The sequence below is a fragment of the Trichococcus sp. K1Tr genome (assembly GCF_028309625.1).
Lineage (GTDB): Bacteria > Bacillota > Bacilli > Lactobacillales > Aerococcaceae > Trichococcus.
This window is the reverse complement of the sequence record NZ_JAQMHR010000002.1, coordinates 375,139-388,872: the sequence shown is the minus strand read 5'-3', so window position 1 is coordinate 388,872 and position 13,734 is coordinate 375,139. Positions and strand designations below refer to the sequence as shown.

The window sequence follows — 13,734 nt, the reverse complement described above, 5'->3', positions numbered from 1 at the left end:
CCGGATGCAAAGAAAGGGATAACTTTTTCTTATAGGTTTGCTGTAATGCTCAGCGCTTGTTCCTGCGCCTTCAGGCATAATTCCTGCGCCTTGAAGATGTGTTCTTGCGTCATCGCATTTTCGGTGCGGTTGATGCAGTCCAAAATCATTTCTCCGAAGAATGGGAAGCCGACTTCACCAGTCAAGGAGTAGTGCTCCTCGCCGTCCTTCGTCACCAGGAAGAGGTGATCGCCGGTCTGCTCAGTCGCCACGTTGATGTATTTGCGGATTTCGATGGTTCCTTCCGTTCCGGTGATGAATGTACGGCCGTCACCCCATGTTCCGAGTCCATCCGGCGTGAACCAATCGACTTTGAAGATGAAGGTTGCGCCATTATCGCCGACCAGCGTGGCATCGCCGTAGTCCTCCAATTCAGGCGTATCCGGGTTGTTGTAGTTTCCGACCTTGCTGTGGAGAACTTTTGCATCCACATTCCCTGTATAATGGAGGAATTGCTCAATTTGGTGGCTGCCGATGTCGGCTAAAATGCCGCCGTATTGTTCTTTTTTGAAGAACCAATCCGGACGTTTTTCCTTGTCGAGGCGGTGCGGCCCAAAGCCTGTCACTTGGATGACGCGGCCGATCCTGCCCTCTTCTATTAATTGGCCGGCAAATACGGCGCCTTCCACATGCAGCCGTTCGCTGAAGTAGACCCAATATTTCTTGCCGGTTTCAGCAACGACTTTTTTAGTCTCTTCCAGTTGTTCAAGTGTTGTGAAGCCGGTCTTGTCGGTGAAGTAGTCTTTCCCGGCCTGCATGACACGGTTTCCCAGAGCGCTGCGCAAATTAGGCACTGCCGCCGCTGCGACCAATTGGATCTCCGGATCTTCCAGGATCTGCTCCAGCGAGTCAGCGACCGCCACATCCGGAAAAGATTCCAAGTAATTCGCTAGCTTTTCCGCATCGGGATCGTACACATATTTGATTGTGGCACCGGCTTCGATCAAGCCGTTCGTCATGCCGTTGATGTGCCCGTGATCCAGTGCCGTTATGCCGACATTGAACGCTCCCGGTTCCACGACCTTATTGATTTTCCCTTTCGGCGCATAATTCATTCCATCTTTACTGCCCATTTGTAAATCCTCCTTGTCTGATAAGAAAAGGTTCGAAGAGAATAATCTCCGAACCTCGTGTTGTTATGTTTAGAACAATTCTCCGTAGCCCAATTCCAATAGATATTCACGAGAAATTTTCAAGCTTTCGAACGGATCCACGCCATAAGTGTCGTCTTGCTCCACCAATAGGTAGCGCGCGCCCGATGCGATGCTTTCTTCGATGATTGCTTTCAACGGCAGGCTACCTGTCCCCAATTCAGCAAATTGAATTGTATTTGTGAAGTAGTCCATGAATTTGGCAACATCCCCCGTGTACAAAGCATCGAAGCCGTCCTGTGGGATTTCAGAGATTCGGTAGTCTTTCAAATGGATCAATTCCACTTTACCTTTGTAGTCTTTGATGACTTCAAGTGGATTTGCGCCTCCGCGCTGCACCCAGTGAACATCCAATTCAAACCCTAGTAATGGAGCTTTTTCGCGTATGATGTCCAGCAGGAATTTACCGTCATATTTGCGGAATTCGATGTGGTGGTTATGATAATACAAAGTGATGCCGTCTTCTTTCAGTTTTTGCGTCACTTCATTGACATCATGACAGAATTCCAAAACTTTATCCAAGCTGGCCATCGCATCGATCGGCAACATGCCGATGCGCAACAGATCCGTTCCCACGGCTTTGCAATCCGCTACGATTTTGTCATAGTGCGTTGTCAAAGATTCGCCGTCCTTAACTTGCGGTTTCAAGGAAGCGCTCATGGAAGCTAATTCCATGCCGAAATCAGCTGTCGCTTTTTGGATTTCAGCGATGTTCTCAGGCGTTGTCGCTACTTGAGAGACCTCAATGGAGTTATAGCCGATGTCATGTAATTTTTTCAATGTTTCATAAGGCCCGACTTCTTCAAAACTTTTTTTTACAGTTGATGCTTGTACACCTATCTTAACTTTAGCCATGTATGATTTCCTCCATTTCGATTGTACGTTTTTCTTTCGACGATGTTTTCATCGCATCGATCATCAGCATCGCTGGCAAGGCCTCCCGGACCGTCACATAATCATCCGTGTCTGCTTCGATCGCGTTGTAAAAACGCTGGATCAGGGCAGAATGACTCGGACCGTAGTAAAATTTCGTCCCTTGCATCGGTGTGTCCTGCAGGTGCAGTTCTTTTTCACCGGAACTGTTCGAACGATACAAACAGTTATCCTTGATTGTGAATTTTGCCCTTTCAGTGATGACCTGCAATTCTACGCTGGAATTCTCGGCATAGGCATTGGTAGACATGTAAAATCCGCGCGCGCCGTTCTTGAACGTGAAGTTCGCGACGGCAGTGTCCTCGACCTCGATGTCATAATCTGTGATGTTCGACAGGCTGGCTTTGCAGCGGTCTATTTCCCCGCCCAAAACCTGCATCAGATCCAGCGTATGGATGGCTTGGTTGATGATCGATCCTCCGCCAGCAAATTCCATCTGGCCGCGCCATGGTTTGGTTGTGTAATAGGTTTCAGGACGATGCCAAGCCACCAAGCCTTTGACCGCCGTCACTGCCCCGACATTTTCGTTCGCGAGCAATTTTTTGAGTTCCAAAAACGTTTCGTTGTAGCGATTTTGGAAACACACGCCGATTTTCTTGTTGCTTCCCTCTGCCAAGGCGAGCGTCTTCAAGCCTTCTTCATAATCCAAGGCTAAGGGCTTTTCCTGGAAAACATGCACGCCTTTTTCGATGCAGCGTTTCGTGATCGGATAATGCAAATAGTGCGGCAAGCAGATATGTACAACATCCAAATCCTCTTTTTCCAACATCGTCTCTACGTCTGTGTAAAAAGGCACATCAGGATATTTGGTCTTCAAGGCTTCATTTACGTCGCAGACTGCAACCAATTCACCGTTGTCGCTGGCGTCGATAGCATATTTGTGGACAGGCGATACATCGCCTAATCCGATTATTGCCGCTCTTAACATCTCTGATCACGTCTCTTTCTTATTTTCTTGTTTCGAATTTTCCTTCTTCAGCGATGCGTTTGTTCAATTCAGCCAAATATTGATCGCCATCCACGTTGTAATCTACCTCTTTGTCCAACCATGAAGATAAATGCATTGCGTTCGCTAACGTAACGCCGTTGATGCCTTCTCTGCCGTTGGCCAATAATGGCGCGCCATTTACGACATGGTCAGCGAAGTTATTCAAGACATCGATATGTTGTTGTCCAAAAACAGTCGTGAATTCTTCTTCTGTTTCGGTAACGTATTGAGCCATATCCACTTGTCCCATGAAAATTTTCATAACATCTGACATATCCATCTTCTCAGAAAGTTCCGCTTCCGGTGCAGTTAATTGTTTCACGATCAATTTTTTGGAATCCTCAACGACGATTTTCCCTTTTGTGCCAAAGATTTCAAAACGGTCTGTACCGACCAAATCATTCGTGCACGTGATGAATGAACCTGTTGCTCCGTTGCCGAAGTCCAACAATGCGTTCACTTCATTTTCAACTACGATCTCACGGCCAACGCCGTATTGCAATTTCGCGAAAACTTTTTCAGGTTTGCCGCAGATCCATTGCAATAAGTCCAATTGGTGAGGAGCTTGGTTTACTAAGACGCCGCCGCCTTCGCCACCCCACGTTGCGCGCCATGCGCTTTGGTTGTAGTAACCTTGTGGTCTCCACCAAGTAGTGATGATCCAAGTAGCGCGTTGCAGATCACCGATTGCTTTATCGTCCATCAATTGTTTAACTTTTTGGTAAAGTGGATTCGTACGTTGGTTGAAGAAAATAGCGAAAGTAGATTCCGGATTTTCATCGGCCGCAGCGATCAAACGTTCAACTTCTTTTGTATAAACACCGGCTGGTTTTTCACCCAACAAATGGATGCCGCGTTTCAATGCGTCAATACCGATCACACAGTGGTCATAGTGGGGAACAGTTGTAACGATTGCGTTGACTACACCTGATTCCAACATATCCATATAGTTATCGAAGAATGGTAGTTCTGGGAAATCAGCAGCCACTTTTTCTTTTTTAGCAGGATCATTGTCGCAGATTGCAACCAACTCGATGTTGTCGTTCAAACGCTCATCGTTGTTCTTGAAGAACCCTGCGTACATGCCGCCTTCTGCACCATAACCAATAATTCCTAATTTCACTTTTTCTGTCATTCTCATCATTCTCCTTTTTGTATGTTGATTCTATTGTTTTTTCTGTAATTACTGGGTGTACTGCCGATGTTCCGTTTGAAATATCTGCTGAAATGGGCATCGCTTTCAAAACCGCATTCGCCGGAAATCATTTTGATGGATTTGGATGGTTCCATCAATAATGCCGTGCATGCTTGTGACAACCGATATCCCATCGCATAAGCCATGATGGTCTTTCCTGTGATTTCTTTAAAAGCATGGGATAAATAGGATTTGCTCAAATTAAGGGCTTGGGCGATATCATCAATATTGAACGAGTCACGGTAATGCCTGAAAATGTATTCCGAAACCTTTTCCGCTATCTGTGTCTTTTCATCGACATAAGCCTGTCCTTTTTCTACGATTTTATCCGTTGAAGAATCAATCATCAGAAGCAACTGGACTAAAGCCAGTTTGCGTTTCGCTTCATTTGCATAGGATTTGTCCAACTGCTGCAAATGATTCATTTCCCGGATAGCATTTTCCAATAGGAGTTCATCCTTCTTTCGGAAAGTCCGAATGAGGCCATCACGATTTTCAGTAAAGAATCGCAGGATATAGTCAATGTTCAGATCATTCAGTAAAGGGGCAATCCAGTCGGCATCGAAATGGACGATGCTGCGTTCATAGGCATCCTTGTCTCCAATTACGTAGGCACGGTGAACCGTCATCCCATCCATCATCAGCAAGTCGCCAGGCTGAAGATAATAGATTTTATTACCGACCAGGAACCGACAATTTCCGCCGTGGAACAGGAATATTTCATATTGCGGATGTGTATGGAAATCTAGGGCATATGCTTGCCCTTTGACGTGATATCCGATCAACAATTTTTCAATGATACGTGTCACCTCCCTCTCTTTGACACTTCAAAGTATAGAATAACAGCGGTTACAATTCAATGTCCTGAAATGCTTACATTTTTCAAATAATTGACCAAGAGTGCTTTTTGTTGTTCAAAAAAACAAAGTCGAGAAAAATACTTCTCGACTTTACTTGGTACAACAGTGTTTTGGGTGATTTGTGAACAAAATGGTACATTAGTTGGATGTACACCCTCCAGGAACTCAAGCGCTGAATGCAACTAATCGTATCCTGTAGAACGGTTCTGAATCCTAGAGTTCTCCGCCTAACGCTGAGCTCAGGATTCATCACACACTTTTTAGTTGAACTCTGAATCCCAGAAACCTGTGCCTAAGCTGACAACCACACACAGACAAAAAGCGTCCGCTTTGTGTTTGTCCTCTTAGTGCTCGGTTTCTACCCGGGATTCATCGTATCCTTTTATAATTTGGCTTGCCATTTGTCGGTCCAAACTAGGTCGTTGTGACCGCCTTTGAATTCGGATTTGCCTTCCAGTTTGTCGATGACTTGTTTGATTGTTTCTTTGTTGTTGTGGTAAGCATTGATGAATGTTTTCACCATTGTCGCATCATGCAGATGTGTCGTGAAATTCAATGATACGAACGCATGCGGAACTTCCCATACAAACCAAGGAACTTCATTTGCCATGGCAGTGCTCCATTGGATACGGTAGTTGTTTTGAGCGCCATATCCAGCGACATCAGCAACTTCCAAAGCGAAGTCTACTTCATCACGGTATTTCAAAGTTGCGCCCTTAACGCGGGAGCCGCGTTCATTTACAGTCACTTCGTAGCCGCGATTCGTCAATTCATCCACGAAAAATTGTTGTGCTTTTGAACCGTTGTCCGTGATGCCACCTTTTTCGCCTTCCAACATGTATAAACGAATACGTTTGTGGTCTACTGGATTGATCGGTAAGTTGTTTTGGGTATCTTTGATCAAAGAAATCCCTTTATCAGCCGCTTCCGCTCTCCATTGCAGATGTTCTTCACAGCCGATGATGTTCAAGTCTTCGCGCGTGCGCAACAATGTCCCGTTTGCTTGTTTTTCAGGCAAGTGCAATTTAGCTTTCAAGCCCAAGATACGACGCAAAGCATCAGTCAAACGCTCTTCCGTGATGACGCCGTTTTGGTAGCCTTTCAGCATGAAACCAAAGTCTTCTGCGATGTTATTGAAGAATAAAAACATATCGCAGCCAGCAGCAATCGATTTTGGAACGTAATCTTCGCGACGCATAGCGGACGTCATACCCAACATGTGCGTTGCATCCGTGATGACCAAGCCGTTGAAGCCTAATTCAGTCTTCAATTCATCTTGGATCAATTCTTCAGCCAATGTTGCAGGCATGATATCTTTGTCTTCCAAAGCAGGATTCAATTCTTTTTGCAAAGCAGGAACTGCAATATGGCCGGCCATGATCATTTCAACACCACGGTCGATATGATTTTGGTAAACTTTACCAAAGGAAGCGCGCCACTCTTCGGGACTTAATTCATTCACTCCCAAAACCAAGTGTTGGTCGCGTTCTTCGGTTCCATCTCCAGGGAAGTGCTTGATGCATTGGATTACGCCATCTTCCATGTTTTCGCCGTTTTCAGCAGTCAACCCATCCAAATAAGCATTTGTGTATTTGATGACTGTTTCTGCATCGGTACCGTAAGCACGCGTGTTGACGATTGTGTTTCTCCAATTGTAAAGGATGTCCACACATGGATCGAAGTTGACGTTGACGCCTAAAGCTTTTTCTTCACGCGCGGAAACCAATCCGGCATGGTAAGAAACCAGCGGGTCGCCTGCAGCCTCAGCCTGGGCACCGGAAGCGATGTAAGTACCCTCGCTGCATGCACCATTTCCGCCGGAGTCGCAGTTCGCTGCAACCAACAAAGGAATTTTGGACATTGATTGCAGGTCGTTCAATAGATCTTGGATATCTTCTTTCGAATTGCCGTGGTAACGTGCGCCACCGATGTGGAATTTTTCGATGATTTCTTTGTTGGTGAAATCGTTCCCTGAGAAGGCATCATCTCCGAAGAAGAAAAGGTTGGTGAACAATTGTCCTACTTTTTCCTCATCTGTCATACCAGCGATCATGTCATTTACCCATTCGACCTGTTTGTCGTTCAGATTATATGGTTTTGCTTTCAAATCAACTAATTTTGGCACTTTTTTTCCTCCTGATAATGTAATGTTTCTAACTTGCAAATCTTGGAATGTAGATTAATCGAATTGAGCCAATAAAGCATGGAATTCCCCAAGCACTTTTTCTTGATAAGCTCCTGCATACTCTTTGTTCAGGAATTTCTCGATCGCTTCGTTGCTTAGGCGTTCCCATGAGAATTCTTCTTTTCCGAAAAGAATCGGATAATAGAATACGCCATTTACCGTTGCCGCTTGTTCATCGCCAGGTGCGTCGCCGACCATTAAAATTTCGTCCGCTGCATAACCTTTCGTCAACAGATCAGCGATCGCATCCGCTTTGCTGCCGACTTCTTGTCCATAGACTACGTCAACTTGCGGCATCAGATTGTGTCTGTTCCATTCGCTGTTCAAAGCCTCGCTGTTGGCTGAGCTCACGATTGCGACATCCGTCAGGCCATGGATTTTTGTCAGTCCTTCCAGAACGCCTGGGAATGGTTTGTCTTCGCCAGCCAATTCCGTTTCGATTCCTTCATTGACTTTCTTGCTCCATACCAAAGCTTTTTCCAGATCTTCGGAAGATGCTTTTGCGATCTCCGCTTCCAGAGAAGCATTCGATAACGATGGGGCATTGTTTGCCCAATCGGTCAGTGCCGAAATATCACCGATGTCTTCGCCTTTTTCCTGCGCTTCGATCAATGTCAAGACCAATGCTTTAAAGCGATTGATGCCGCGGGTGCTTGAGAACAGGTTGATGCGGTTCCAGTCAGCCAAGAAAGTTTCGCGATCTTTGATGCCATACTCGTCAGCTGCCAAAGGACCGAAGAAACGTTCATGCTTCACGTTCATCGTATCCATCGCGCAACCGTCGGAGTCGACGCATACTAAGAATTTTTTTTGTTTCGTAAATTGTGTTGGGTGTGTAAACATATTTTTCTCTCCTAACTTGATATCAACGTGAAAAAAAGACAGATAGAGAAGAACTGTGCAACACATTTCGTTCTATCTGCCCTATTCAATTACCTAAAATTATACGCCTGAATACGCGTTGAAGCCGCCATCGATCGGCAATACGACGCCGTTCACAAAGCTTGCAGCTTTTTCGTCTGCCAAGAACAGCAAGCCGCCGATCAATTCATGCGGTTCGCCGAAACGGCCCATTGGTGTGCCGTTCAGGATTTTGCCTGTACGAGGAGTCGGTGTGCCATCTTCATTGAACAATAGCGCTTGGTTTTGTTTTGAAACCAAGAAACCAGGAGCGATTGCATTGACACGGATACCTACGTGCGAGAAGTGTACAGCCAACCATTCAGTCAAGTTGGAGATAGCAGCTTTTGCGCCTGAGTAAGCAACGATTTTAGTCAATGGTGTGAAACCGTTCATGCTTGAGATGTTGATGATGTTAGCGCCTGGACGGCCAACCATATCTTTAGCAAAAACTTGTGTAGGCAATACTGTACCCAAGAAGTTCAAGTTGAAGACGAATTCGATGCCGCTTTGTTCCAAGTCGAAGAACGTTTTTGTTCCTTCAGGCAGATCAGTTTCATGGTACTCGTTGTCAGTCGTTGCGCGCGGGTTGTTGCCGCCTGCTCCGTTGACTAAGATATCCACTTCGCCTAATTCGGCTACGACAGCTTCTTTAGCTGCTTGCAGACTTGGCAATTCCAATACGTTGGCTTTGAATGCTTTCGCGATGCCGCCTTCAGCTACGATTTCGTCAGCGTATGCTTGTGCGTTGTCCAAGTTTAAGTCCAAAAGGGCTACTTTTGCGCCTGCTCTAGCGAATTCTTTCGCGAAATAAGAGCATAAAACGCCGCCTGCACCTGTTACTACTACTACTTTATCGGTAAAATCATGTACGAATGGGCTTGTCATGGTGATTTTCCTTCTTTCTTATTGTTGTTTTTGAGCTTTCAAGTTTTTCTTCACTGCTTCTTCCAGACCATTCAGGTAAGTTGCACCTAGCGCACGGTCATACAAACCATAACCTGGTTTACCAGTTTCTCCCCAGATCATACGGCCATGGTCTGGACGGATTGCACCTTCAAAGCCGCCTTCAACACATGCTTTTACTACTTCATACATATCAATGGATCCCATTTCTGACAAGTGAGCAGATTCTTGGAATGAACGTCCGCCGACCAATTTCACGTTACGTGCATGTACGAAGTTCACACGTTTTTTAGCAAGCATATCTTTCAAGATAGCCACTGCATCGTTTTTAGGATCTGAAGCGAATGAACCTACGCATAGGGTAACGCCGTTATATTCGCTGTCGTACAATTTGATGAAACGGTTCAATGCTTCTCCGCCAGTGATGATACGCGGCAATCCGAAGATGCTGTATGGAGGATCATCAGGGTGAATAGCCATTTTCACGCCGGCTGCCTCAGCTGTAGGCATGATCGCTTTGATGAAGTATTCAAGGTTTTCCCATAATTTTTCTTCATCAACTTCTTTGTATTCATCCATTAAAGCGTTCAATTCTTCAGAAGTGTAGCTTTCGTCCCAACCTGGAAGAGAAAGCGTACGTGGGTCCATTTTATTTACTTCTTCTTCATCGAAGATCAACGCATTTGAACCATCCGGTAATTCGTATGCCAAGTTGGAACGAGTCCAGTCAAAGATTGGCATAAAGTTGTAACATACAACAGGAATTCCTGCTTTGCCTAGGTTACGTAAGGTTTCTTTGTATGCACTGATGTATTGATCACGGTCTGGACGACCCAATTTGATGGATTCGTGAACCGGAACAGATTCAATAACTGAGATGTACATACCTTCTGCTTCTACGTCTGCTTTTAATTTTTCGATTCTTTCCAATGGCCAAGATTGACCAACCGGGATATCGTAAACTGCAGTAACGATTCCTTTCATACCAGGAATTTGACGGATATTTTTCAAAGTAACAGGGTCCTCGTGACCGTACCATCTGAATGACATTTCCATTTCAAAAACACTTCCTCTTCTTTTTTTATATTTTTTATTTTTTAAAATCAAAGTATTCTACAGCGTTGTTGTAGCTGATGTTCGTGATCAGCTTTTCCAATAACTTGGCATCATTCGGGATTTCTCCACGTTCCACAAGATCGCCGATGAAATCGCAAAGGATGCGGCGGAAATACTCATGACGCGTATAGGAGATGAAACTTCTTGAATCTGTCAGCATACCTACAAAATTCATCAGTAAGCCTGCTTCGGATAATGATTTCAATTGTTTCAGCATGCCGTACTTCGTATCGTTGAACCACCAACCGGATCCCATCTGGACTTTGCTCTTGATGCCTTTATCGTTCACTTGGAAGTTCGTGATTGCCGTTCCCACCAGATCGAAATAAGTAGGATCAAGGTTATAGGCGATGAATTTAGGCAGTTCATTCGTCAGGTCCATTGCACCAAGGAGATTGTTCAAAGCATAGGATACGTTCGGTTGATCCTGGATGGAATCGAAACCGGCATCCGCTCCTAATGCAGCAAACATGCGCTTATTGTTGTTGCGGATGGCGCCGAAGTGCAATTGCATCACAAAGTCTTTGGCAGCATAGATTTTGCCCAGTTCCACCAACAATCGTGTTTGGTATTTTGCGTATTCCGCTTCCGAAATGCTGTCCCCTGCAATCGCTTTGGCATAGATGGCTTCAATCTCTTCATCCGTAGCTTCAGCATAGTAGATTTGGGATAAACCGTGGTCGGAAACGTTCGAACCATGATCCGCAAAATATTGGATCCGCTCTTCCATGCCGTCCAACAACTCAGCGAATGTCGCCATTTCTTTGCCGGTCGCCTCTTGCATTTTTCCGATGAACCCAGCAAACTTGGCTGCGTCTTGGATAGCGAAAGCTTCATCCGGACGGAAACCAGGAACGACTGCCACATCAAATGTCTCGTCTTCAGCGATTGCTTTGTGCCATTCCAACGTATCCGTTGGGTTGTCTGTCGTGCAAATGAAGGTGACGTTGGAATTTTTGATCAACGTACGCGCTGTCAGTTTTTCTTCTTTCAACACGCGGTTGCATTCCGCATAGATTTCCTTCCAGTTGGCACTGGTAAGTGTTTCTTCTATATGGAAATACTTTTTCAATTCCAAGGCTGTCCAGTGGAACAACGGATTCCCTACTGCATTTTCAGCAGTGTAGGCCCAAGCTTCAAATTTTTCTTCAGGAGAAGCATTGCCGGTGATTTTTTCTTCCGGAACTCCCATCGCACGCATCGCGCGCCATTTGTAATGATCTCCGCCCAACCATAATTCCGTGATGTTTTCGAACTCATAGTCTTCAGCAATCTGTTGTGGTACCAAATGGCAGTGGTAATCGAAGATGGGCATATTTTCCGCATATTCGTGGTAAAGTTTTTTGGCCGTTTCGGACTGTAACATAAAGTCGTCATGAATAAATGACATGTGAAGAAATCCCCTTCCGAGCTTTATTTTGAATATTATTGATTATTGCACTTTGATTTCTGCCAATCGATCGGCAAATTCTTTAGCTGCAGCCGCTACACTGGCGTAGCCGCCTTCTTTAAGGTTACGTGTCAAGGCACTGCCGACACCGACCGACCAAGCTCCGTTTGCGATCCATTTATCCATGTTCTCAATGCTTACGCCACCTGATGGCATTACGTCTACCCAAGGAATAGGACCATGAACGTCTTTGATGAATCCAGGACCCAACAAACCACCCGGGAAAAGCTTGACTACTTCGCAGCCAGTTTCCAAAGCCATTTGAATTTCTGTAACAGAACCGCATCCAGGCAAGTATGGAACAGTGTATAGGTTGCACATTCTTGAAATCTTTTCATTAAAGGAAGGGCTTACGATAAATTTCGCTCCGTTCATGATCGAAATTCTCGCAGCGACTTCATCCAATACCGTACCTGCACCTACGACCATATCCGTACCTGCGAATTCATCAGACAGTTTACGCATAACATTTTCAGCACCCGGTGTCGAAAATGTCACCTCGATGTTCTTGATGCCTCCTTGATAAGCTGCTTTGGAAATCTCATAACCTGCCTCTTCGGAAGCTCCGCGCACTACTGCAAACAGGTAATTCTCTTGTAATTGAGCCAGGGTATCTCTCTTGACGCTCATTTGTCATCCTCCATTCATGGTTTCGCATTGTGGAACTCAGTATCATAACTCGAGTTCATTATAGAATTTACCATCTTTTATGTCAACGAAATTCCATCAGAAATATAAAAATGAATGGTCAATTGTGAAAATTTTGTGGCATACCCCTGAATGGCCCCCAAAAAAAGGAAACCTGCAAAAAAAATTCCCCACAAACGCATCTATCATGCGTTTGTGGGGAGTTGCAGCTATATCGGCCTAAGATCGGAAAGGATCAAAAGTGACCGAGAAAATGAGATATTTTTGTGGAATACTCCAAAATTTTTCCTGTATAGAAGTCTTTATCGACCATGTCAGACAATGGCAAGGAGATGCTGATCGCACCTGCGGCAACTTCCCTTGCGCTCGAAAACGCTGCAGCGATGCAGACGATGCCTTCTTCAAACTCCTCATCGTCGAGGGCGTATCCATTTCTTCTGATTTCATCCAGTTCGTTGACGAGTTCTTCATAAGTGGTGATTGTGCGTCCGGTCTTCTGTTCCGGAACGATACTGTCCCAGTATTCACGGACGGCGGCGTTTTGGCGGGTGCTCAGAAGCGCTTTCCCGACCGCAGTGCAGTAAAGCGGCGCTTTCGTACCAATCTTCGATTGCATCCGCACGCCGCGGGATTCACCATACTTATCGATGTAGAGCACTTCATCATTGTCTTCCACAACCAAGTGCACGGTCTGTTTCGTATCATCCGACAACTGACGGATCATGCTTTTGGCCACATTCAAGAAGTCGATGTTGTGGACGCGTTTGTTCCCGAGATGGAACATCTTCAAGGAAATGCGATATTGCTTGGTGTCAGGATTGCGGTCGATATAGCCGTTTTCCATCAAGGAGTTCACCAAACGATGGGTCGTCGCTTTATGCAGATGGACTTTTTCGCTCAACTCCATCAGGCTGAGACTAGGATAGTCCGCCAATGTTTCCAGGATCGATAAGGCCCGATCTATCGATTGAACTTTTGTGCTTGTGTTAGATTCTGCTTTTTGTATCATTTTCTGATCATCCTTTTCTTAATATAGTCTCAAACCTTATAAAATATTTGTATATCATTCCATTTTCCATGCTTATCTAATCAAAAAATCAGCGTTTGGATTCATTAAACGGGAAACCGTTTCATATTGTGATATTATAGCAAATAAAATGAAGCATGATAAGCCCCCCGCGTGTAATTTCAAAAAAAATTTAAACGCATACAAAGATCCACAAATCCGCACGCACAGCCTCTATGTCCTCTTAAGGAAGCAAATGCGTTGAATAGGAAGTTCGAGCGTCATTTTTTCGAAACATTTCTTCCGAAGGACTGGCCCAAAGCGGGTATCGGTGCTGTAGGATTATGTCAGAAATTT

General features: G+C 45.1%; 12 protein-coding genes. All 12 read right to left on the bottom strand.

Annotated features, from left to right (window positions below; genetic code table 11):
• Window positions 1-29: 29 nt before the first annotated feature.
• Window positions 30-1,112, bottom strand: a complete 1,083-nt coding sequence (locus PH235_RS05240) for a Gfo/Idh/MocA family protein (RefSeq protein ID WP_272161354.1) — start codon at window positions 1,110-1,112, stop codon at window positions 30-32.
• 69 nt (window positions 1,113-1,181) lie between these two features.
• The gene (locus tag PH235_RS05235) at window positions 1,182-2,045 is read right to left on the bottom strand and encodes a sugar phosphate isomerase/epimerase family protein (protein WP_272161352.1); all 864 of its coding nucleotides are present in this window, start codon (window positions 2,043-2,045) and stop codon (window positions 1,182-1,184) included.
• Window positions 2,038-3,051, bottom strand: coding sequence for a Gfo/Idh/MocA family protein (locus PH235_RS05230; RefSeq protein ID WP_272161351.1), 1,014 nt, complete (start codon window positions 3,049-3,051; stop codon window positions 2,038-2,040). Before PH235_RS05230 ends, PH235_RS05235 begins: the two co-directional genes overlap by 8 nt.
• A gap of 19 nt (window positions 3,052-3,070) precedes the next feature.
• On the bottom strand, window positions 3,071-4,246 hold the full coding sequence (locus tag PH235_RS05225; RefSeq protein ID WP_272161350.1) for a Gfo/Idh/MocA family protein: 1,176 nt from the start codon (window positions 4,244-4,246) through the stop codon (window positions 3,071-3,073).
• Between the two features lie 5 nt (window positions 4,247-4,251).
• Window positions 4,252-5,115: an AraC family transcriptional regulator gene (locus PH235_RS05220; RefSeq protein ID WP_272161349.1), complete on the bottom strand. Its 864-nt coding sequence runs from the start codon at window positions 5,113-5,115 to the stop codon at window positions 4,252-4,254.
• A gap of 433 nt (window positions 5,116-5,548) precedes the next feature.
• Window positions 5,549-7,291, bottom strand: a complete 1,743-nt coding sequence (locus PH235_RS05215; protein WP_272161348.1) for a glycoside hydrolase family 3 protein — start codon at window positions 7,289-7,291, stop codon at window positions 5,549-5,551.
• 54 nt (window positions 7,292-7,345) lie between these two features.
• Complete coding sequence (locus PH235_RS05210; RefSeq protein WP_272161347.1) at window positions 7,346-8,194, bottom strand: HAD family hydrolase; 849 nt, start codon at window positions 8,192-8,194, stop codon at window positions 7,346-7,348.
• Window positions 8,195-8,293: 99 nt separating this feature from the next.
• On the bottom strand, window positions 8,294-9,139 hold the full coding sequence (locus PH235_RS05205) for an SDR family oxidoreductase (RefSeq protein WP_086987278.1): 846 nt from the start codon (window positions 9,137-9,139) through the stop codon (window positions 8,294-8,296).
• Window positions 9,140-9,157: 18 nt separating this feature from the next.
• Window positions 9,158-10,213 (bottom strand): mannonate dehydratase, encoded by a 1,056-nt coding sequence (gene uxuA / locus PH235_RS05200; RefSeq protein ID WP_272161346.1) that lies wholly within the window; start codon window positions 10,211-10,213, stop codon window positions 9,158-9,160.
• 34 nt (window positions 10,214-10,247) lie between these two features.
• Window positions 10,248-11,663 (bottom strand): glucuronate isomerase, encoded by a 1,416-nt coding sequence (gene uxaC, locus PH235_RS05195; protein WP_272161345.1) that lies wholly within the window; start codon window positions 11,661-11,663, stop codon window positions 10,248-10,250.
• 42 nt (window positions 11,664-11,705) lie between these two features.
• Complete coding sequence (locus PH235_RS05190) at window positions 11,706-12,353, bottom strand: bifunctional 2-keto-4-hydroxyglutarate aldolase/2-keto-3-deoxy-6-phosphogluconate aldolase (protein WP_272161344.1); 648 nt, start codon at window positions 12,351-12,353, stop codon at window positions 11,706-11,708.
• 253 nt (window positions 12,354-12,606) lie between these two features.
• Entirely contained in the window at window positions 12,607-13,380 is a 774-nt protein-coding gene (locus PH235_RS05185) for an IclR family transcriptional regulator (RefSeq protein WP_272161343.1), read from the bottom strand.
• Window positions 13,381-13,734: the final 354 nt, after the last annotated feature.

Coding starts and splice junctions, on each gene's coding strand:
- uxuA (WP_272161346.1), bottom strand. CDS start 10,213: ATGGAAATGTCATTCAGATGGTACGGTCACGAGGACCCTGTTACTTTG.
- PH235_RS05210 (WP_272161347.1), bottom strand. CDS start 8,194: ATGTTTACACACCCAACACAATTTACGAAACAAAAAAAATTCTTAGTA.
- PH235_RS05230 (WP_272161351.1), bottom strand. CDS start 3,051: ATGTTAAGAGCGGCAATAATCGGATTAGGCGATGTATCGCCTGTCCAC.
- uxaC (WP_272161345.1), bottom strand. CDS start 11,663: ATGTCATTTATTCATGACGACTTTATGTTACAGTCCGAAACGGCCAAA.
- PH235_RS05240 (WP_272161354.1), bottom strand. CDS start 1,112: ATGGGCAGTAAAGATGGAATGAATTATGCGCCGAAAGGGAAAATCAAT.
- PH235_RS05185 (WP_272161343.1), bottom strand. CDS start 13,380: ATGATACAAAAAGCAGAATCTAACACAAGCACAAAAGTTCAATCGATA.
- PH235_RS05235 (WP_272161352.1), bottom strand. CDS start 2,045: ATGGCTAAAGTTAAGATAGGTGTACAAGCATCAACTGTAAAAAAAAGT.
- PH235_RS05190 (WP_272161344.1), bottom strand. CDS start 12,353: ATGAGCGTCAAGAGAGATACCCTGGCTCAATTACAAGAGAATTACCTG.
- PH235_RS05225 (WP_272161350.1), bottom strand. CDS start 4,246: ATGACAGAAAAAGTGAAATTAGGAATTATTGGTTATGGTGCAGAAGGC.
- PH235_RS05205 (WP_086987278.1), bottom strand. CDS start 9,139: ATGACAAGCCCATTCGTACATGATTTTACCGATAAAGTAGTAGTAGTA.